General features: G+C 64.1%; 20 protein-coding genes and 1 riboswitch. Of the genes, 6 read left to right on the top strand and 14 right to left on the bottom strand.

Annotated elements, in window-relative coordinates; all coding sequences use genetic code 11:
- Positions 1-756, bottom strand: coding sequence for a precorrin-6A synthase (deacetylating) (gene cobF / locus NTD80_RS16695; protein ID WP_120448236.1), 756 nt, complete (start codon positions 754-756; stop codon positions 1-3).
- A 45-nt stretch (positions 757-801) separates the two neighbouring features.
- Complete coding sequence (locus NTD80_RS16700) at positions 802-1,356, bottom strand: histidine phosphatase family protein (RefSeq protein ID WP_262134339.1); 555 nt, start codon at positions 1,354-1,356, stop codon at positions 802-804.
- 28 nt (positions 1,357-1,384) lie between these two features.
- A riboswitch (cobalamin riboswitch) is annotated at positions 1,385-1,522 on the top strand.
- A 32-nt stretch (positions 1,523-1,554) separates the two neighbouring features.
- On the opposite strand from NTD80_RS16700, the gene NTD80_RS16705 reads away from it, so the two are divergent.
- Both NTD80_RS16705 and NTD80_RS16710 read left to right on the top strand, forming a co-directional pair.
- Entirely contained in the window at positions 1,555-1,767 is a 213-nt protein-coding gene (locus NTD80_RS16705) for a CbtB-domain containing protein (RefSeq protein ID WP_065905961.1), read from the top strand.
- Positions 1,768-1,786: 19 nt separating this feature from the next.
- Complete coding sequence (locus tag NTD80_RS16710; RefSeq protein WP_262134340.1) at positions 1,787-2,515, top strand: CbtA family protein; 729 nt, start codon at positions 1,787-1,789, stop codon at positions 2,513-2,515.
- A 1-nt stretch (position 2,516) separates the two neighbouring features.
- Here NTD80_RS16710 and NTD80_RS16715 read toward each other — a convergent pair whose 3' ends face one another.
- The gene (locus tag NTD80_RS16715) at positions 2,517-3,056 is read right to left on the bottom strand and encodes a DUF4865 family protein (protein WP_262134341.1); all 540 of its coding nucleotides are present in this window, start codon (positions 3,054-3,056) and stop codon (positions 2,517-2,519) included.
- 93 nt (positions 3,057-3,149) lie between these two features.
- Between NTD80_RS16715 and NTD80_RS16720 the strand changes: the two genes are divergently transcribed.
- Positions 3,150-4,016 carry a LysR family transcriptional regulator gene (locus NTD80_RS16720; protein ID WP_262134342.1) on the top strand — a complete coding sequence of 289 codons (867 nt, stop codon included), beginning with the start codon at positions 3,150-3,152 and terminating at the stop codon, positions 4,014-4,016.
- Between the two features lie 96 nt (positions 4,017-4,112).
- Here the strand turns inward: NTD80_RS16720 and NTD80_RS16725 are convergent, their stop codons facing one another.
- The 11 genes from NTD80_RS16725 to NTD80_RS16775 form a co-directional block, all read right to left on the bottom strand.
- Complete coding sequence (locus NTD80_RS16725; RefSeq protein WP_262134343.1) at positions 4,113-5,090, bottom strand: LysR family transcriptional regulator; 978 nt, start codon at positions 5,088-5,090, stop codon at positions 4,113-4,115.
- Positions 5,091-5,140: 50 nt separating this feature from the next.
- Positions 5,141-6,082 (bottom strand): peptidylprolyl isomerase, encoded by a 942-nt coding sequence (locus NTD80_RS16730; protein ID WP_262134344.1) that lies wholly within the window; start codon positions 6,080-6,082, stop codon positions 5,141-5,143.
- On the bottom strand, positions 6,079-6,546 hold the full coding sequence (locus tag NTD80_RS16735; RefSeq protein ID WP_262134345.1) for a YbjN domain-containing protein: 468 nt from the start codon (positions 6,544-6,546) through the stop codon (positions 6,079-6,081). Before NTD80_RS16735 ends, NTD80_RS16730 begins: the two co-directional genes overlap by 4 nt.
- A gap of 19 nt (positions 6,547-6,565) precedes the next feature.
- Positions 6,566-7,192 carry a DNA repair protein gene (locus NTD80_RS16740; protein ID WP_262134346.1) on the bottom strand — a complete coding sequence of 209 codons (627 nt, stop codon included), beginning with the start codon at positions 7,190-7,192 and terminating at the stop codon, positions 6,566-6,568.
- Between the two features lie 18 nt (positions 7,193-7,210).
- Complete coding sequence (locus NTD80_RS16745) at positions 7,211-8,911, bottom strand: putative porin (RefSeq protein WP_262134347.1); 1,701 nt, start codon at positions 8,909-8,911, stop codon at positions 7,211-7,213.
- Positions 8,912-8,954: 43 nt separating this feature from the next.
- A complete protein-coding gene (locus NTD80_RS16750; protein ID WP_106804352.1) occupies positions 8,955-9,659 on the bottom strand; it encodes an energy transducer TonB in 705 nt (234 codons plus the stop codon).
- A gap of 3 nt (positions 9,660-9,662) precedes the next feature.
- Positions 9,663-10,088, bottom strand: a complete 426-nt coding sequence (locus NTD80_RS16755) for an ExbD/TolR family protein (protein ID WP_065905942.1) — start codon at positions 10,086-10,088, stop codon at positions 9,663-9,665.
- 11 nt (positions 10,089-10,099) lie between these two features.
- The gene (locus NTD80_RS16760) at positions 10,100-11,899 is read right to left on the bottom strand and encodes a DUF2341 domain-containing protein (RefSeq protein WP_262134348.1); all 1,800 of its coding nucleotides are present in this window, start codon (positions 11,897-11,899) and stop codon (positions 10,100-10,102) included.
- A gap of 24 nt (positions 11,900-11,923) precedes the next feature.
- Positions 11,924-13,513 (bottom strand): ShlB/FhaC/HecB family hemolysin secretion/activation protein, encoded by a 1,590-nt coding sequence (locus NTD80_RS16765; protein ID WP_262134349.1) that lies wholly within the window; start codon positions 13,511-13,513, stop codon positions 11,924-11,926.
- A gap of 59 nt (positions 13,514-13,572) precedes the next feature.
- Complete coding sequence (locus NTD80_RS31365) at positions 13,573-14,166, bottom strand: transposase (protein WP_065905936.1); 594 nt, start codon at positions 14,164-14,166, stop codon at positions 13,573-13,575.
- A gap of 286 nt (positions 14,167-14,452) precedes the next feature.
- Positions 14,453-14,926, bottom strand: coding sequence for an Lrp/AsnC family transcriptional regulator (locus tag NTD80_RS16775; RefSeq protein ID WP_065905934.1), 474 nt, complete (start codon positions 14,924-14,926; stop codon positions 14,453-14,455).
- A gap of 157 nt (positions 14,927-15,083) precedes the next feature.
- On the opposite strand from NTD80_RS16775, the gene NTD80_RS16780 reads away from it, so the two are divergent.
- The 3 genes from NTD80_RS16780 (at position 15,084) to NTD80_RS16790 (ending at position 20,252) form a co-directional block, all read left to right on the top strand.
- Positions 15,084-16,871: a tyrosinase family protein gene (locus tag NTD80_RS16780; RefSeq protein WP_262134350.1), complete on the top strand. Its 1,788-nt coding sequence runs from the start codon at positions 15,084-15,086 to the stop codon at positions 16,869-16,871.
- On the top strand, positions 16,868-18,601 hold the full coding sequence (locus NTD80_RS16785; protein WP_262134351.1) for a hypothetical protein: 1,734 nt from the start codon (positions 16,868-16,870) through the stop codon (positions 18,599-18,601). Before NTD80_RS16780 ends, NTD80_RS16785 begins: the two co-directional genes overlap by 4 nt.
- A gap of 67 nt (positions 18,602-18,668) precedes the next feature.
- Positions 18,669-20,252 (top strand): hypothetical protein, encoded by a 1,584-nt coding sequence (locus NTD80_RS16790; RefSeq protein WP_262134352.1) that lies wholly within the window; start codon positions 18,669-18,671, stop codon positions 20,250-20,252.

The following is a 20,252-nucleotide window of genomic DNA, read 5'->3' on the forward strand; positions in this document are numbered from 1 at the left end:
TCAGGGTTTGCGCAACAAATAAGTGTCCATGATCCAACCATTCTCCAGGCGCGCCGCCTTGCGCACCCGTTCAATTTCTCCAGCCACTTCGCTGACCTTGCCGCTGATCAGGATTTCATCCGGCGTGCCCAAGTAGGCGCCCCAATAAATATCCAGGCCTTGATCCGCCACGCTGCGGTAGGAATCTTCGGCGTCGAGCATCACCACCAGGGTATCGGCATCACTCGCCTGCCCTGCGGCCAAACGGCGCCCGGTGGTGATTTCGACGGACTTGCCGATGCGGTTCAGCGCCACCTTGTGCTGGGCCGCCAGGGCTTGCACGCTGGTGATGCCGGGGATGACTTCAAACTCAAAGTGGCAGCGGCCACTGGCCAGGATCGCCTGCAGGATACGAATGGTGCTGTCGTACAGCGCCGGGTCTCCCCAGGCCAGGAAAGCGCCGACTTCACCGTCAGCCATTTCCTCATTGATCATGCGTTCGAACGTCGCCTGCTTGTCGCGGTTGAGGTCCTGCACGGCCGTGGTGTAGTCGATATCCCCGCGCACACGCTCGGGGCAGTCGGCCTCGACGAAGCGGTAGCCGGGCTCGGTGATGTAGGTCTCGCAGATCTCGCGACGCAGGTCGATCAGCTTGTCCTTGCTCTGGCCCTTGTCCATCAGGAAAAACACGTCGGTGCGGTTCAGCGCTTTCACGGCCTGCATCGTGATGTAGTCAGGGTTGCCGGCGCCAATGCCGATGATCAGGATGCGTTTCATGGGTTGCTCTCAGTGCGGGGCGTGGATTTTGCCATGTTCATGCGGCTAGGCGTGAGTTTCCAGGCGCAGGCGCCAGACAGTGTTGAAGCGCAGTTCGGTGGCGCAGAGTGGCTCGACGTCGATCCGGTAGAACATCGCGACGGGCAACTGCAACACGTACAGCATCGCGGCGCGGATGACAAAGGGATGGGTGATAGCCACTACGTGCCCGGGCTGTGTTTCGAGGGTTTTCATCCACTGTGCCACGCGTGCGCAAATCTGCTCGACCGACTCGCCACCGTGGGGCGCACTGGCACTGTTGGTCATCCAGTCCTGCAACTGGCCATGATCCAACTGGCTGATGGCCTGGCCCTTCCAATCGCCGAAGTTGCCATCGCGCAGGGCTTCTTCAAACACCGGCGCGCTGCCGAACAAACCCGCCGTCTGCCGGGCGCGAGCCTCGGGTGCGCAGAGCAGGCGCAGGTTTTTCGGGTAGCGCCCGGCCAGCGATGACGCGGCAGCTTGCCAGTCCATCGCCACCGATTCGTCATCGGGAAAGCGCCCCTGCTTTTGCAGCGGCGTGATGGCATGGCAGATAAGGGTCAGACGGGTGGCCTGCATCACAATTTCACTCTGTTTCAGCGCGCAGTCAGCGTAGACTGGCGAAGTTGTTTCAACATGTTACAACGAACATGAAAGAGGAAGCCGGTTCGATTCCGGCGCGGTCGCGCCACTGTATTCGGCCCAATAGCCGTAAGCCAGACCCTGTTTCAGCCCCTTCGCTATCCATTTCGGGACGCGTCATCCCTGGAGGTTCTCATGGCTAACACTGCTGCAACCCATCCTGATGTCTATGTGCCGACGATCCCGCTGGGCGAAATCCTGCCCTGGGCGATCTTCGGCGGCCTGCTGCTGATGCTGGCGATTTACTTCGTCGGTGCCGAGCAAGGCGCCACTGCGGTGTTCAAGGGCATGTACGTGCACGAGTTTGTGCACGACGGTCGCCACCTGCTGGGTTTCCCCTGCCATTAATTCATAAGAGAGACACACCATGACAGGGCAATTACTCGTACGCGGGATGCTGGTGGGCCTGCTCGCCGGCGTGTTGGCCTTCGGTTTCGCCAAGGCCTTCGGCGAGCCGCAGATCGACAAGGCCATCGCCTTTGAAGACCAGATGGCACAGATGCACGGCGATGCGCCGGAAGAAGAACTGGTGAGCCGCGAGGTGCAAAGTACCTTCGGCCTGTTCACCGGCGTGGTGGTCTACAGCGTGTCCCTGGGTGGCCTCTTCGCCCTGGTGTTCGCCTACGCCCTGGGCCGCATCGGCAAGGTCGGCCCGCGCGGCCTGGCGGCGCTGCTGGCATTGGCGGCCTTTGTGACGCTGATCCTGGTGCCCGGGCTCAAATACCCGGCCAACCCGCCTTCCGTGGGGGACCCGCAGACCATTGCACAGCGCACCAAGCTGTTCTTCCTGATGCTGCTGGTGTCGTTGGCGGCGGCCGTGATCGCGATCAACGCCGCGCGCAAGCTGATTGCCCGCCGTGGCGTGTGGAGCGGCGCGATCCTCGGCGTGGCGCTGTACATCGTGATCGTCGCAGTGGCCGGCAGCCTGTTCCCGGTGATCAACGAAGTGCCGGAGCAATTCTCGGCCGTGCTGCTGTGGAAATTCCGCGTGGCGTCGTTGGGCATCCAGTTGGTGCTGTGGACCACCCTGGGCCTGGTGTTCGGAGCGGTGGCCGAGCGCAAGCTCAGCCAGCCAAAAGCCCGATTCAATTCCTGAGTCAAATCCCGGGATGGGCCAGGTAAAACACCTGGTAGCCCGTCCCGGGATGGTCCGCCTGCAACGCCTTGGCCGACAAGGTGATCCGTACCAGTCGCCAGGCCTGCACATCCAGAGCGAGGAACACCGCAAAGGTGTCGCCGCTATCCGCCAACTGCTGGTTGCGACTTTTCTCCTTGGCCAGGATCGCCGCCCTGTCGGCCCCCGGTTCCAACGCCCAGTCCTCGCGGTACAGACTCAGCGCGGTCTGCGCCGGCCCACGTTGCACATCCAGCGGCAACCAGCTCTCGATATACGGACGGCCGAAGCTGTCGAGCACCTTCTGAAAGCGCTCTCCGAGCAGAAAATCGGCGGCCTGCAGTGGGTCGGACCATAGATACACCGAGGCATACACCTTGCCTGCGTGCTCCTGGGCAATAAACGCCTTGAACAGCAGTCCTTCGGCGTGATCCCACAACGGCCCCAATTGCGCGGCGCGGCGGCGGATCACGGCCATGTCGTAGTCGGCAGGCAAGCGGTGTGAATACTGTTTGGCAAACATGAAGAAGCTCCCGTGCAAGTTGAGGGTTCAGCTTGCGCAGCGCCGATGATTTCAACAAGATATCAGCCGATATATGTGCGATAAGGATCGGATATGACTGACGCGCCCAAACCGCTGGATATCGACACCGTGCAGGCCTTTGTGCTGGTCGCCGACTTCGCCAGTTTCACCCGCGCCGCCGCAGCCCTCGACACCTCCCAGGCCGCCATCAGCCTCAAGCTCAAGCGCCTGGAAGAACGCCTGGGCTATCGATTGCTGGAGCGCACGCCGCGCCATGTGCGGCTGTCACCGCAGGGCGAGCACTTTATCGTCGCCGCGCGCGCCCTGCTCAATGCCCACGAACGCGCACTGGGCGATATGGGCAGCCAAGCACCCCGGCGCCTGGTGATCGGCATCAGCGACCATGTGGCCGGTCCCGATCTGCCGACCTGGCTCAGCCGCCTGGCCGCCTACGACCCGTTGGTGATCCTTGAAGTACGTATCGCGTCCTCCCGCGACCTGGTGGCCGCCTTCGATCGCAATGAGCTGGACGCGGTGATCGTGCGCAATGAGGGCGAGCGCCAGGACGGCGAAGTATTGGCGGTGGAACGCTTTGGCTGGTTCGCCGCGCCCACCTGGCAACACCGCCCCGGCACGCCGCTGCGCATGGCAACCATGGCCGCGCCCTGCGGCGTGCGGCATCAGGCGACGCGCGCGCTGGATGCGGCGTGTATCGACTGGACCGAGGTATTTGTCGGTGGCGGGGTCATGGCCGTGGGCGCGGCAGTCACCGCCGGATTGGGCGTCGCTGCCCTCGCCCACCGCGTGGCCCCGGCCGGAGCGGTGGAGGTGAGCGAGCAATACGGCTTGCCGACCTTGGCCGTGAGTGAGGTGGTGCTTCATAGCCGCATCAGCGACACGCGTTCGCGCGAAACCTTGCGGGCCCTGAGTGCGACCTTTCGTGGCGTGTTGCAACGCTGATCAGCCTTTCTGTGGGCGCTGACTTGCCTGCGATGCGGGCACCTCGATCCATCAGGCACACCCGCTGTGAGAGCGGGACCGCCAGCAGCCGCACACTCAGCCAAACCACTCCCGCCGCCCCTCAAACGTGCTGACGATCAACTCGACAATCATCTGCACCGCCTGCGCATGCTGCACCTGCGCATTCACCGCCAGCCACACCTGGCGTTGCATGCTGTCGGCCAGCAACCCCGGCAGTGCCACCAGCCCACGGTCGAAACTGCTCATGTAGTGCGGCAGCAAACCGATGCAGGCGCCGCAGCGGATCATCTCCAGCATCAGCGAATAAGCCTGCACCTGCACCACCGCCGCCAGGCGTTGCTCCACCACTTGGTTCCACGGCTGCAGGGCGTCGACCTGTGCATCGGGTTGCCATTGCACCAGCATGTAGTCATTCAGGTCGTCGACACTGTCCGGGCGCGTGGTCAGGCGCGAATAGCGCTTGGCGATATGCGGCAAATATTCCAGGCGGGCCAGGGCCCGTGGCGCTTCGGTGGCGAAGCTCGGGCCGGGCACCGGGCCGTCGGTGTCGGAGAGCCACACCACCACATCGACGTCCACCGCTTGCAGGGACAATTGGCTGTCGAGGGAGATGATCTCCAGGCGCACGCTGGCGTTGCGGCGCAGCAAGGCAATCAGGTCACGGCCGAGGATGTCGTGCAGGATCGGCTCGGCCACCGCCAGGCGAATCAGCGGCTGTTCCAGCACCGGCAGGCGCCGCTCGTGGGCCAGGGCCACCAACTGGGCCTGCAACTGCAAGCCGTCGCGGCTGAGTACCAGGCCGTTGCCCTGATAACTGAACAACGCATGGCGCAGGTGCTCCTCCAGCTGCGCCAGGCGCTTGCGCAGCAGCGTCGCCTTGATATTCAAGCTGCGCGCGGCCTGCATGAAACAGCCGCAGCGCGCACTGACCAGGAAGTAGCGCGCCACCTCCGGGTCGATCTCGGCGGCCAGGGTCAGCCAGGCGCCACGTGACTCGGATGGCGCGCGATAGGTTGAAGGCCCTTGTTGGCCGGACGGTTCCAGTAATGCCATGTGAGACTCCCTGTCTGTCGGTCGGTGCATCCAATGCGGGTGGTCGCGGGTTACTCCAGCACTTTGTTCAACTCGGCACCGTCGATACTCAAGGTCGCGGTGTTGAGCATGCCTTCCAGGTAGGCCTTGGCGATCTGTTCCTGACGTTGGGCACGCAGGGCCTGGGTCAGGCGTTCGCGCAGTTCGTCGAGGCTGGCGGTGCGCGCCGGCTGTTGGCCGGTGAGCTTGAGCACATGAAAGCCCGCCGCACTCTGCACCGCGTCCGATACCGCGCCGACCTTGAGCCGCGACACTGCGCCGCGCACCTCGGGCACCAGTTGCTGCAACGGCTGCAGGCCCGAATCACCGCCGCGCGCAGCGGTCTCCGGGTCCTGGGAAAACTGGTTGGCCAGGGCGGCGAAATCCCCCGGTGCGGCCTGTGCCCGGCGGCTCAGTTCCTGGGCTTGGCGGCGCACCGTGTCGAGGTTTTGCGGGTCATTCACCGCGAGAAAAATCTGGCTCACCCGGTACAGCGGCGGCGTCACCCATTGCGCCTTGCCGCTGTCGTAGGCCTGCTGCAGTTCAGCCGCGCTGGGGTAGTCCGCCGGCACCTGGCTGACCGAGAGCATGTAGTCGCGGAACACGATCTGCTCGGCGGCGGCGCGGGTCTGCTGCTCCACCTGCGGGCGCTGGCGCCAGCCCTGGGCGTCGGCCTGTTCGAGCACGGCCTTTTGCGCCAGCCGTGAGCGAATCCAGGTTTCCAGCGCGCCACGGTTGCCGCGCAGTTGCTCGCGAGACTCGGCTGGCAGGCTCGCCAGCACGCTCTTGAGTTCGACCAGGTCGATCTGCTGATTGCCCAGGCGCGCCACCGCGGGCCCGGCCGACGCCGGATCGAGCAGCGGTGCCGGTTGCTGGGCAGCCACCGGGTCGCTGCCCGGACGCAGGCACAGCGCCACGGCCACCACCAGCACCGCCAACGCGCCGGCGCCGACCATCAGGGTTGGCTTCTTCACAGGACGGGTGCCTCTTCGCCGACCGCCGCAGCCTGGGCCTGCAACTGCGCGGCCTGCTGGCTGTATTCACGCAGGTAGACGATGAATTCCTGCAGCAAGCGGTCCCACAACTCCAGCTGGCTGCGCAGGTGCGTGGCGCCGACGCCGGCCACCACCACGTCCATTTCCATCAGCAAGAATTCGCCCTGCAGCGACAACCGCGCAAAGCGACGCGAAGCATTCCACACCTGCGCCAGGCCTTCGGGCAACTCTCCCTGCACGCGCAGTGCGCAGCTGTAGGTGAAGTCCACGTAGCCGCCCTGCTCCGCCGCCGGGTTGCCGAAGCGCACGGCAAAGCCGATGCCCTGGCTGGCGCTGAGCAATTGCACGATGCCGTTCTGTTCGCTCTGGTTGACCCGGTAGCCGGCTTCCTGCAGCAACTCGGTGTGGCTCTGGGGGGTGACGCTGGTGATCAATTCGTTCATGTGCGGTTCTTCCTTGTAATCAATGGTTGACGCCCGCCTGGGGCGCATCGAAACGGCTCTTGTAGAGATCGTCGCCAAAGCCCTGGGCCAGTTCCTCGAACTTGACCCGTGCGCTGCTGGCGAAGGGCTGGCGAATACTCATCACCTCAGCCACGTCGATCTTTTCGTAGGCCGTGAGCAGTTGCTGCGCCACGCCGTACATCTGTTGATTCTTGACTGAACATTGCTGCACTTGTGTGTCACGTTCGCTCAACTGTGCCTGCAAGCGGGCGCGCTCGGTTTCCTTGCCTTTGGCCAGGACCAGCAGTTCCTCATACGCCTTCTTGAACTTGCCGGTCTGCTCATGGCTGGCCGCGACCTGGGCTTGCGCCTGGCTGTGCAGGTTCTGTTGCTGGCCGGCCAGTTGCTCGGCCGTGCCACGGGCCTTTTCCAGCTCGGCCGTCAGTTGCTTGATTTGCGCCTGGGCCTGCTTGGCCTGGGCCTCAGCGGCGACACGCGCCGCACTGGCCTGGGCCTGCTCGCTTTGCAGCGCCTGCAATTGCTGGGTGGTGCTGCGCAGTTGGGTACGCAGGCGTTCCTCCATGCCTTCGGCACTGGCGCCGCTGGCCACCAGCAGCAACAACAGCCCGCAGATTCGCGTGTTCATGTGGCATCTCCCTGCGCATCAAAAGCGCGTGTTGAGTTCCAGTTGCATCACATCGACTTCGAACGGCGCGCCATACACTTCGGACGCGCTCAACCAACGCGCACTGGCGTAGATGTTCTTGTCGATGCCGTAGTTGCCGCCGATGAAATAACCCTTGGCGTTGGTGCCGCCCAAGTGGAACGACGAATCGTTGAAACCGTCAGGCAAGGCGTCGGGCTGGATGTACTTGTAGCCAGCCAGCACGTTCCAGTCGCCGCGCTTGCGCATCTCCAGCGCGCTGCCGAGGGTCATCTGCACCATCAGCGCGTTGCCACCGCTTTCGAACTGGCCCTTGCTGTTGATGTTGTTGACGATCTCGCCTTCGCTGCGCTTGAGCATCTCGCCCTTGTCGTAGGCCAGGTTGCGGATGAAGTTGCCCTGGGTGCGCAGCTTGAAGTCGCTGGGCAACTCGGCATCCCACGCCAGGTTGAGGTCGAGCACGTCGAACTTGGACGCCAGGCCGACAAACTGCGGTTGCGGGGTCAGGCCGGGCGTGGCCGGGTTGGGGGTGATATCGCGCAGCAGGAACACGCTGTTGCCCTTTTGCATGAAGGCCAGGCGCGAGCCGTCGCTGTCACACGCCGGCTGCCCGGCCCAGGGTTCGCAGGCGCCGGAGCGTTTACCTTCGATGTCGTCGAAGTGGTAGTACGCCACCGCGCCCTTGAGGCTGTTACCGCGGTTGAGCTTCCAGTTGGCGCCGATCTGCCCGCCAAACAGCCATTTGGTTTCGCTGTCCTCCTTGTCGAAGCCGTTGCTGCTGGCCGAGTCGGAGGTGTACTCCACCGGGAACGCGCCGAGGGTGCCGAACAGCCCCCATTCGCTGTTCAGGGCATGGTTGAAATTGGCGGCGATACCGTCGAAGTTGAGGTCGCCCGAATACATCATGTCGGTGGAATAGAACGGGTTGGCGAAGCGCCCGGCCGTGAGGGTCACGTCTTGGGTGGCCTTCCAGCTCAGGTAGCCCTGGTCCAGCCAAATGTCCTTCTTGCCGAAGCCACCGCCGAGGGTCTGCGTGGTGGACACCGGGTTGTTGTCGGAGCCGGTGCCGATGCGGATACCGGCAGTCCATTCCGGCGAAATCACCGCCTTCATGCCCAGGCGGGCGCGCAGGCGGAACAGGTTTTCGCGGTCCTTGGTGGTGTTGAGCAGCGGCGGCAACTTGGTGTTGGTGTCTTTGTTGGTGTCGTACGGGCCGCTGTCGTTGAGCTTGGCGTAGTCGACGATTTCATTGCTGTTGTTGCCCGAGAAATACCGCGATTCATCGCGCAGGCGTATGTCGCCGTCAAAGGTGATACGCGAGACCCAGTCAGGGAACGTATTGGGCTGGGCCCAGTTTTCCTGCTTGGCGGTGGCCATGACTTCGGCCTTGACCTGGTCACGAATCTGATCTTTTACCGCCTGCGGCACGTACTGCACCCGCACGTCACCCGGTGCTGCCGCGGGGCCTGCGGCCACCACCGGCGCGGCATTCGCCTGACGGGCCTGCTGGGCTTCCTTTTCGGCCTGGGCGATCAGCCCATTGGCGGTGTCCTGGGTCAGTACGCCTTGCTGCACCAGCAGGCGGATCAGGTTGATAGTGACGTTTTCCGAGGGGGCGACCGGGGCTGCCGCCGCCTGGCCGACCAGGGTCGCGATGACCATGCCGACCGCCAGGGTCAGTCGATTCACGGGGGAAATCATGTGTACGCAACTCCTGTAAAAATCCGTAGATAAAAGGTGTCGATCAATCCGGACGCCGGCCCTTGAGGGACAGGCGCAGGGGCAGCGTCAACGACGCCGGCGGTTTCTGGGTGGCACGCGGTGCCTGGATCAAGGCGAGCATCTGCGCGTCGGTCTCGGCATCGCCGCTGGACTTGGCCACCAGCGCCTTGGTGACCTGTCCATCGGCGCCCAGCCACAGGTCTATCTGTATCGAGAAGGCCTTCTTGCGCAGCGCCGGGTCTTCGCGCATCAAGCGCTGGTAGGTGCCGGCCAGGTACTGTTTGTACGTACCGGTCCCCAGCCCGCCGCCACCGCTGCCGGCCATGCCGCCGCCCTTGCCGGCACCGATGTTGAAACCATCAGTGCCGGACTGCGCGTCGCCATCGATCTGCATCGGGTTGGCCAGGTCTTCGTTGGGTGACGGTGGCGCTTCCTCGGCCGGCTTGACCTCTTCGGGTTCCGGGCTGGGCACCGGCTCCGGGACTTTTTCCTCGACCTTGGGCTCGGGTTCCTTGGGCTTTTCCGGTGGCGGCGGCGGTGGTGGTGGCAGCGGGATAATCGTCGGCACCTTCGGCGCTTCACGGCGTACGCCACTCATGTCATTGGCCCACTGCCACAGGAACCAGGCAGCCACGGCGCCCAGCAACAACCCGGCGCCCCACTTCAACGGGCGCAGGGGCGGCTTCTTCTTCACCGGCAACGGCGCTATCGGGATCTGTGCAGTCATGGCTCAGCCCTGGCTCGGTTTGCCGGTGACCAGCCCGACCTGGGACAGCTCCAGCCGGCGCAACAGGTCGAGCACTTCGATAACCTTCTGGTACTGCACCAGCGCATCGCCGCGCACGATCACCGGGAAGTCCGGATTCAGCGCTTTCTCGATGCGCAGGCGCTCTTCCAGCTCACCGAGGGTCACCGGGTAGGCGTCGAGGAACACCTGGCCGCCGTCATTCACGGAAATTGCCTTGGTCTTGGCCTCCGACAGCGATACCGAGGCGCTGGCCTTGGGCAGGTGGATCTGGATGCCCGAGACCTGGGCGGTGGCGGTGAGGATAAACATCACCAGCACCACCATCAGCACGTCCACCAGGGGCGTGATGTTGATGCTGTCGACGGCGGCATCATCGTCATCGTCGTGGGAGGCATTTACGGAAGCCATGGCGATTCTCCTCAGGCCGGAACCGATGCGTGGTGTTCGCGGCGGTGCGCCGCTTCACTGTGCTGGCTTTCGCCGTGCATCTCGGCCAGGCGTGTGATGAACTCGTCGACAAACACGCGCATGTCGGCGCTGACTTCCTTGTTGCGCGTGATCAGGCGGTTGTAGCCAAACAGCGCAGGGATCGCGACGAACAGCCCCATGGCCGTGGCCAGCAACGCCGCCGCCATGCCCGGGGCGATAGCGTTGATGTTCACGTCGCCGGCCATGGCCGTGCCGAGGAACACCACCATGATCCCCAGCACCGTGCCGAGCAGGCCGATATACGGCCCGCCGGCGATGGCGTTGGAGAGGGTCGAGAGCTTGGCACTCAGTTGCTGGTTTTCGCGGGTGCGCACGCCGTCCATGGAGCAGCGAATCGCCTCGATCGTCGCCGCCGAGACCGACGAGGTGTCGGCCCCCTGCGCGCGGCGGGTGCGGATCTCCTTGACCGCCACCAGGTACAGGCGCCACAGCGAGGAATGACTGAGGCGCTCACCCAATTGCGCGTCGTCGGCGTACATCTCCAGGCGCGTGCCGATCTGTGCGAAGTGCTCGCGGAAAATCTCGTTGGCACTGCTGACCCGGCTGACCTGGCGGTTCTTGCGCAGCATGATCACCCACGACTGCACCATCATCGCCACCAGCACCAGGATGATCACCCAGGCGTCCACCGGCACGGCGTTGAGCAGGAAACCCAGGCTGCCGAAACCGAAGCCTGACTGTTCTTCATCCACCCCGTAGGCCACCAGTTTCGACTCGGCCCCCTGGGCACTCGCATCGGCCAGCAACAGCGCAGCCGGACGCGCCACCTTGGACAGGCGCAGCTCATCGATGGCGCCGGCGAACGGCAGGTGCGTGCTGGCCGCCTCCGGCAAATCGGCACCGATCGCTAGTTGCGAGTTGAAGGCCGGCATCGCCACGGCCAGGGTCGCGGTTTCGCGGCCGTTCACATATAAGCTGAGCTTGTCGCCCTCGGCGGTGAATGCCAGGTGCTGCCATTGGCCAGGGTTCAGCGGCTGGGTCGACACGGCTCGCTGGCCGTCGACGTCCACGAACGGCATGCCCTGGTTCAGCCCCAGCAGCAAGCTGTGCGGGCCGTCACGGCGAGCCAGCACCACTTGCTCGCCACTGGCCTGGTCCAGGCGCAGCCAGGCGCTGAAGGTGAACGCGGCGCCGGCGGCGTGTTGCAGCGACGGGCTGGCCGGCAGCAGCAATGGCTGGCCACTCAACTGCAGGGCGCGGCCGATCACACCGTCGATGCTCGCGCCGGTGGCATTCACCGACGTGTTGGCATAGGCCGTGGTGTCGCGGGCCGGTGTGCCGTTGGCACCGTCAAAGTGGTAGAGCGCGGTGTAATTGGGGTCGAACGTCAGTTGCCCATTGGCGGTAGCCGGGGCTTTCTGATTGCCGTAGTACATCCACAGGTCCTGGCGTTGCCCCCCTTCGACCTTGGGCACGTCGACCCAGATCAGCGCCATGCCCATCAGCGGGTCGAAGCTTTCGATCTGGTGATTGAACACGGTCTTGTCGTCGGCACTCACAAAGCGCAGGTCGGCGCCGTCGTCCTTGACCCCGTCAAAGGTAAAGTTGCCGGTGTGCAGGCGCACCAGCAGCGCGGTGCGGCCCAGGGCCTGGCTGATGGCGGCGCCCTGGGCGGTGGTGTCCACCGAGATCTGCTTGCGGTAGTGCCAGTCGTCCTGCCACCAGGCATGGGCGGTGGCCGGGAGCGCGAAGCCCAGGCAGATCAACAGGCTCAGAAATAGGCGTTGCATGGGTGAAGTCTCCGGAAGAAAAAGTCAGAAAGTCGCCTGCACACTGAAGTGCAGTCGCGCGTCCTGTTTCTGGGTGTTCGGTCCATCGAGCAGCGGGTAGCCCCAATCCAGGCTGCCGGACAACCACTTGCTCAAACTGGCGCGGGTGCCGAGGCCGACACTGGCCAGGCTGTATTCGTCTTCCTGCTCGGGCAGCGGGTCGTGCAGGCGCATGCGCGCGCCTTCGGCGAACGCATAGAAGCGCCACTCCTGCACGTAACTGCCAAGGAACTTGGCCAGGGACGGGGTGCGCAATTCCTGGGAGAGCAGATAGCCCTCATCCCCGGTGCGCTCGGCCGCCAGGTAGCCGCGCACCGAGGTGGCGCCGCCGGCGGAATATTGCTCGTTGGACACCAGCGGCCCCGAGGCCAGCTGGAAGCCGCCCCTGGTCGCCGACTGCCAGTCGTTGGCGAAGGTGTAGGTGTAATTCAGGTCGCCCTTGAGCACCGCGAAACTCGCGCTGGCCTTGTAGCGCTTGTACTCGAACTCCTCGGCGTCGCTGCCGTAGCCGAAGAATGCGCGCGTGCCCACCACCAGGCTCAGGCCGAGGCCCAATTGGGATTGCTCGGTGTAGCGATAGCCGTTGTAGCCAAAGGTCATCGGTGCGTATTTGAGGGGCACCTGGTCGCTGCTGGCGCCGAATTTCATCTGCTCGTCGAAGTCCTTGAAGTCGACCCCGAACGAGAACGAGTTGGCCCAGTTGCCCGTGGCCGGCAGGCTGTAGATAGCCGACACGCCGTAGGAATGCCCCTTGCCCAGCACGTTGCTGCCGCCGATGGTGGCGATGTTGCTGTCGGACTGGTAACCGGAGAACTGCAAGGCCCAGCGCTCATCCAGCGGCGCGGTGTAGGAGCCCGACCAGACCTTGGCGTTGTCGGTGTCCTGGGGCGCAGTGAAGTAGGTCAGGGAAATACTGTGGCCCAGTTGCCACAGGTTGTCGTAGCCGACGGTCGCCACCGAGCGCAGCTTCTCGGTGTCGGCGCTGTAGTCGTTGTTCAGGCCAATACTGGCGTGCCAGGGGTTCTGGTCTTCGACCTGCAAATCCACGTCCATGGTGCCCGGGCGCTGGCCTTCGCGCACCAGCGGCGTGACCTGGCGCCCAGCCCCGCGATTGAGCCCGGCCAACTGGGTTTGCACGGTGGCGAAGTCCGGCACCGCACCCTCTTCCAGGGCCGGCACCTGCTCGCGGATTTCCACCGGCGAGTAATGCTTGGCGCCGACCACACGGACCCGGCCGACCTTGGTTTCGCTGACCTGCAGGTAGACGATGCCGTCATCGACCTTCTGCTCCGGCAACTCGACGAATACCGATTGATAGCCGCGCGCCTGGTAGATTTTCTGCAACGCGTCACGGGCGCCTTCGATATCGTCCAGGGTCTTTTGCGGGCCGAGAAACGGGTACACCGCCTCCTCGATCGTCGCCGCGTCGAGCACGGTATTGCCGCGCACGAAGTACTCGTTGACGTCGACCTTGCGCGCCGGGGCTTGCTCCCCCTCCTCGGCCCACGCCGGTTGCGCCAAGGCGCCCAGCGCCATGCAGCACAGCGCCAGCGTTGATTTGAACAGATGCTCCACACCGCCCCCTGACATTCTGATTATGTGCGCCGCCGCCGATGGCGCGACGTATGGCCAGCTCAATTACTGGCGATCGAGGTACTGCCGTGGCGTGCCAGCCAGGTGTGCAACAGCGCGAAGTTCAAGGAGAACTCCGGCGTGTGCAGCAAGGCGCCACAAAACACGTCACCGATGATTTTCTGGATGAGTTGCACCGCCCGCGGGTTGTTCAGCAGCGTGGCGATGTCGCGGGTCAGCGCGTGGATGCTCCAGACCTTCTGGTTCAGGTCCAGGCCGACGAACCAGCGGAACAGCAGGTTGTAGTTGAGCTGTTCATGCAATTGCTGCTCGCTGGGTACCGAATACAACAGTTGCAGCAGGAGGATCTGCAGCACCGTATGCGGGGCGATCGACATCGGGGCTTCGGCCACCAGCCAGTCGCGATGCTGGTCGAGGATTTCATCGATCTGCGGGCGCAGCAACACCAGGGAATGGCCCGCCGGGATGAAGCTCGCGACTTCCTTCAAGGCGCCCTGCCAATCGTCCTGAGAGACGATCCACACCCACGGCGCGCCGTAGCGATACACCGAAACCGGCTTCTTGCGCGCCGCTTCGACGATCTTCGACAGGCGCTGGTCGAGCTCCTGCATGCCCACTTTCGAGTAACGTTCCATAGTTCCCATCGCCCCACTCCTGGCATCCTGCTTGCGGCTGAAAAGAACGCCTGTCTGGCGTCCTCAAGCGCGTTACACAGGAGAGACGGGAGTGGCCAAGGGCTACCGAACTTTTGTCATGAAAGCTTCATTTTTGCTTGAGTGGGTTACTGGGAAGGCTGGATCACTGACGCGCTTTTCTGTAGCAGCCGGCTTGTCGTCGATGCAAGCACCTCGGTGCAACCAGGTGATCCCAGCGCTGGCAAGCCGGCTGCTGCACGCGGTAGATCGGTTGTCTTCAAGGCCGCTAACCCGCGGGGAAGCCCACCCCTTGTAGGGGCAGTTCGTAGGATTTTTTAACCGTGCGTACCACCAGCGTCGACGAATAAGTCCGAATCGGAATATCCCGGTAAGTCTCCAGAAACCGATAGATATACTCGGTGTATTCCGTCGCATCGCGAAACTTGGCAACCATCACAAAATCAAACTCGCCGGTCAGCAGGTAACAATCCTGAATCTCCGGGTGGCGGGTGAGGATGTGCTGCATCTTGCGGTCGATATCGTGGCTGTCCTTGTCCAGTTTGATCAGGAAAAACGCGGTCACCTGGATGCCCAGCTTGCGCTCGTCGAGCACCGCGACTTTTGCCTTGATAATCCCCACGCTTTCCATGCGGCGAATCCGCCGGTAACAACTGGTGGACGACAGCCCCACGCTGTCGCTCAACAACTCCAGGCTCTGGTCGCAATCCTTTTGCAACTTGCCCAGGATCTTCAAATCCATGGCGTCTGTCATCGGTTGTAAATCGTCCTTGAAAATTGCAATGAATCCGTCGCGAAGACGGGCCAATTTGCACAAATCCTGCGCAGCGGCTCGTTAACATCAATCCAGCTTAGCAGCCCAGCCAACACCTGGCCCGGGGCGGCATGAGAGGGATCTTATGATAGTCGCGAAACCGACATGGACCGCTGATATCCACGGCCTTTTCAGCGCCCCCTACTGGATACCGTCCGCCTCGCGCGCCGCCGTCGCCGCCACCTGGGCGGGCTGCATGAACGCTTACGATGTGTTCCTGGAAGACCCGGACTCGGTCAAGGCCTGGTCGCAGACCATTTACCAGCACCTCGCCTCGCGCAACATGCCGCTGACCACCGACCCACAGCAATTCTGGCCGATCGATGCGCTGGAAACCTTCCGCCTGTGGGTCAACCAGGGCTGGCGACTGGACGCCAGCTCGGCCTTTGACCCCGCCGAGCGCATCCCCCCACCGGCCCTGCCGCAGCCGGTCAAGCGCGTACGCCAGGACATCCGCACCCTGAGCCCGGAGCAGTTGAACCTGTACCGCGCCCGCCTGGATGACGTGATGCACATCGGCGACCCGGACAGCGGCTCGCCCTGGCAGCGCTACGCCTACATCCACACCAACTGGTGCCTGCATTACCAGGAAGCGTTTGCCCTGTGGCATCGCGCCTACCTGCTGCACCTGGAAGCGCTGATCGACTGCGCGATTCCCTATTGGGACTGGATGGCCGCCGACGCCAGTGTCGATGGCAGCCCGCAGGCCGGGCTGCCCCAGGCCTTCCTCGACGAGACCTACGTGCACCCGCACACCGGCGAAGTGCGGCGCAACCCTTTGCGCTATGCGGCGGCCAAGGACGGCTGCTCAAAAGTCTGCGCCAGCGCCAGCGTTGAGGGCGTGGACTGCCGCTATGTGCAGCGCAACCCGCTGTTCTACACCCAGGGCGAGGCGTTTCGTGTCGAGCGCACGCGCCTGTATGGCATGAGCCGGATCTTCCAGCAGCAAGTGCTGGATGCGCTCACCTTCACCACCTTCAGCCAGCCCCAGGGCGTGCCGGGCTATCCCTGGGCCAACATCACCACGTTTGACCCGCCGCAGCCGGACAACCTGTACCCCAATCGCGCGCTGAATTTCGACGGGCTCTACGAACAGCCCCACGACAACTATCACGGCTGGATCGGCGGCGACATGGCCGACAACGCCTACACCGCCTTCGACCCGGTGTTCTGCTCCTACCACGCCAATATCGACCGCATGCTCGAAGTGTGGATTCGCGCCAATCCGGCCGCGCAGTACACCACCCAGTGCCTGTTGCAGCCATTCGCCGGGCACCAGGCCGAAGAGGTCAGCTTCACCAGCGCGGATGCCTGGCGCTACACCACCCTGGGCGACATGGCCCAGGACAGCCGCCACATCGGCTACGACTACGGCGCCCCGGTGGCGCCGCAGTTCGGTGCATCCAAAGCCTGCTGCGAGGCTCAGGCGGCAGGGACCGGCCCGTGGGTGGTGTTCGACCATGTGCGCTGCACCCACGACACCTTCCTGATCGACGTCTTTCTCAATCAGCCAGACGCCACCGCGCAGCAGGTGAACGCAGACAACCCGCATTACGTCGGGCGTTTCAGCCGGATCGGCATGGGCCTGGTGGACGACAAGGGCCGCTGCATCACCCAGGGCGTGTCCCGTGCGCTGAATGCTGCGCGCAGCGTCAGGGCGCTGCACCTGGCGCCGACGGATGCCGCGCAGTTATCGCTGATCGTGACCCATCTCGAGAGTGGCCAGGTACTGACGCCCGATGCGTACGCGCCGCTGCCTGGCTTTATCGCGCAACTGGTGTGGGACGACCCACGCCAAACCACCGCCGGCCCCGCTGCGGGCGCCGGTTGCTGCTCCACGTCCCACCACACACCTGCTGGAGAACCGACATGAGCACACCCTTCACCCAATTCACCTCCCCCGCCGAGCAGGCGCCCAAGGACTACAACAAGCTGGGCCTGGAAGACCAACTGTCGACCTTCGAGACCAACTGGAACAACAACGTCACCGGCTGGACCCAGATGTCGGTCATCGGCAACCCCTGGTCCAACCTCAATGATGCGCCGCGCTCGGGCTACTACAACCCGATCGAAAGCGGCTACGGCACGCAGACGCCGATCACCATTACCTGGCAGCCGTTCCCCAACCGCCTGTGGACGTTTTTCTACAACAACGGCGCCGCCGTGGTGCCGCAGTTGAACGGCAAGGCCATGACCCTGGACCAAGTGATGGAACTCACCGACCACGGCCAGATTACCCTCGACGGCACACTGTTTTCGTTGTACCCGGACCCGACCGCCACCCAGCTGCAGATCCCCAGCGTGCTGTGCAAATCGATCAACTGGAACGGTCCCTACGCCGACTTTTCGCCTTCGGGTCCACGGGGCTGGCTGGATGAATACTGCGAGTGGTCGATCACCCGCGACCCCGACGGCAATATGCGCAGCATCATGTTCACCAGCGAAAACCCGGCCTACTTCCTGACCATGTGGAACATCGATCCGAATGCCGTGCTGGGGCTGTACCAGGCGTATGTCGACCCGCAGGTGAAACTCGAAGACCTGTACCTGCGCTACACCGCCAACGGTCCGACCGGCAACGCCGGCGACCCGGTGATCGATGAAACCACCGGCCGCCCCGCCTACGACACCGTGAACAAATGGAACAGCGGCACCGTGCGCATCCCCGGCGTGTCGGGCGGTGCGATGCACCTGACCTCCGGGCCCAACACCCTGAGTGCCGAGATCTACCTGGCAGCCGCGGCCACCATCCTGCGGCCGATCCGCAGCAGCGCCAACCAGCAGAGCCTGATCTGCTGCGCCCAGTACGGGCAGAACTACCGCAACTCCGACCCGCACATCGGTTTCTCGGCCAACCAGGCGGCGGTGAACAACCTCATCTCGCTGACCAATCCGATCGGCCTGTACCTGCAACAGCCCAAGTCCTTCAGCGGCTGGAAAGGCCCTCAAGGCCAGGATGTGAGCAGCTACTGGCGCGTGACCCGTGGCACCGCCGGCACCGGCCCGAACAACTCCGACCAGATCCTGCAAGCGGTGTTCGAGGTGCCGCAAAGCGCCGGGTTCTCGATCAACGACATCACCATCAATGGCACGCCGATCAATTACGTGTGGGTCATCGCCGATCAACTGGATGTGGCCCTCAGCGTGACGCCGGCACCCCTCACTGCCACGCCAGACGCCTGCGAATGTGTCGCGGCGAACAACACCGATACGCAACCCTGGCCCGTGCAGTTGCTGCCGCTGGACCTGTTCTACGGCCAGTCCCCCAGCGACTTGCCGGCCAGTTTTGCCCCCGGCACCTCGGCGCAGTTCGTGCTGGTGGTGCAAGGCGCCGACCCGCAGACCACGGTCGCCGACGCGCGGGTGCAGTTCTCCAACCCGGGGATCACCGCCCAGGTCACGCAGTTCCTGCCGGACGCCTCGGCTATCCCGGGGCAAACCGACAGCGGCGGCACCCAGGGCTACATCATGACCGTCACGGTCAGCAGCAGCGCCGCGCCGGGACTGGTCAGCGTGCGTGCGCTGAACCCGAGCGAAGCCGCCAACCCCAGTGCCACCCAGCACCCGTGGGAAAGCGGCCTGGCCCTGGTGCCCGGCGCCTGACTGCCTGCGGCCGCCGCTGCCTGGCAGGGGTGGCCGCCCCCCTGAGACTTGAGCAAGGAATGCGATCATGAACGGATGGCCTCGCCCGCTGCGCCGGGCAAGCTTGAGTGTGTTCTGCTGGATAACCTGCGCCCTGCTGCTGGCCCCACCCGCGGCCAGCGCCGCAACAGACGCCCAGAGCTGCGTCAGCCAACTGGTGTTCGATCCCACCAGTGGCGGTTTCCTGCCGGTGAACAATTTCGGCACCGAGCAGGACTTTCTCAATTGTTTCGGCTGGCAGCTGTTTATCGCCATGAACTGGTCGGTCAACCCCGGCTGGCCCGCCAACCCGAGCCTGGCCGGCGAGCCGGACACGCAAAGCAGCGCTGCCCAGTTCGGCGTGCCGCCCACGCCCGGCCAGCCAATGAGCAACGCCCCGGTGTGGGCCAGCTACAAGGATGCCAGCGATATCTTCCTGCCCGGCGCGGCCAAGCCGTCCGGCTGGGGTGTCGAAACCCTGGTGCCGTCCAATTGCAGCGCCTCCGGCAACCTCAAGGCGTTTGCCAGCGGCGCGCGCAAATTCATCACCGCCACCTCGGAAAGCGCCATTAACCGCAAGCATCGCTTTCACCTGTCCAGCGGCACCCAGGTGACCCTGCCGGACTCAATCATGGAAGCCTCCGGCGGCTGGCTGACGGACCAGGCGGGCAACCTGGTGTTTTTCGAGCGCAAGGTCGGCAAGGCCGAGTTCGACTACATCGTCAATAACGGCCTGTACGATGCAGCCAACCAGCTGATCGTGGCGCAGAACAGCGACAACCGGCACCCCGCCGGCCTGTCATTGCCGGCAGGCAAGCTGGTGCGCGAACTGCCGGCCAAGGCCCTACCCCAGGAAGAACTCGGCGCCCTGGAACTCAAGGCCGCCTGGCGCGTGCTCACCAACAAGCCCGAGCTGTACGGGCGCTACCTCACCACCGTGGCCTGGCTGCAACGCCCCGACACCCTGCAGTGCACCCAGGAAGTGGTGGGGCTGGTGGGCCTGCATATCATCAACAAGACCCAGACCCAGCCGAACTTCATCTGGAGCACGTTCGAGCAGGTCGACAATGTGCCCGATGGCGGCGCCGCACCGCCGGATGGCTACAGCTTCAACAACCCGGCCTGCACCGGCGCGGCCTGCACACCCAATGTGGCGCGTGTGCAATGCGACGCCAGCCATACCCCGCCCAACTGCACGCCACTGGAGCAGCCGGTGCAGGCCACGCGGGTGAACGCCACGCCCCAGGACCTGCAGGCGCTGAACACGGCGGTGCAGCAGACCTTTGCCGAGAAAACCCAGGGTCAATCGGTGTTCCAGTACTACAAACTGGTGAATGTGCTGTGGTCGAAGACGCCCAATGCCCCCAACGACCCGGGGCCGGGGCCGAACGTGAAGACGCCACTGTCCTACGGGCCGTATGTCAGCGATCAGAATGGGGTGGTGGCCAACACGACCCTGGAGACCTACGTGCAGAACGACAACTGCAATGCCTGTCACCAGTACGCGGCGATTGCCGGCACGTCGGGGCTGGCCTCGGATTTTTCGTTTCTGTTCGGCAATGCCGACTCGGCGAAGAACACCCGGCTGATCAAGCGCGTGGAGGCATTCAAGACCCTCAAGGACAATCCATAG

Source organism: Pseudomonas sp. 13B_2.1_Bac1, assembly GCF_025466155.1.
Classification (GTDB): Bacteria; Pseudomonadota; Gammaproteobacteria; order Pseudomonadales; family Pseudomonadaceae; genus Aquipseudomonas; species Aquipseudomonas aylmerensis.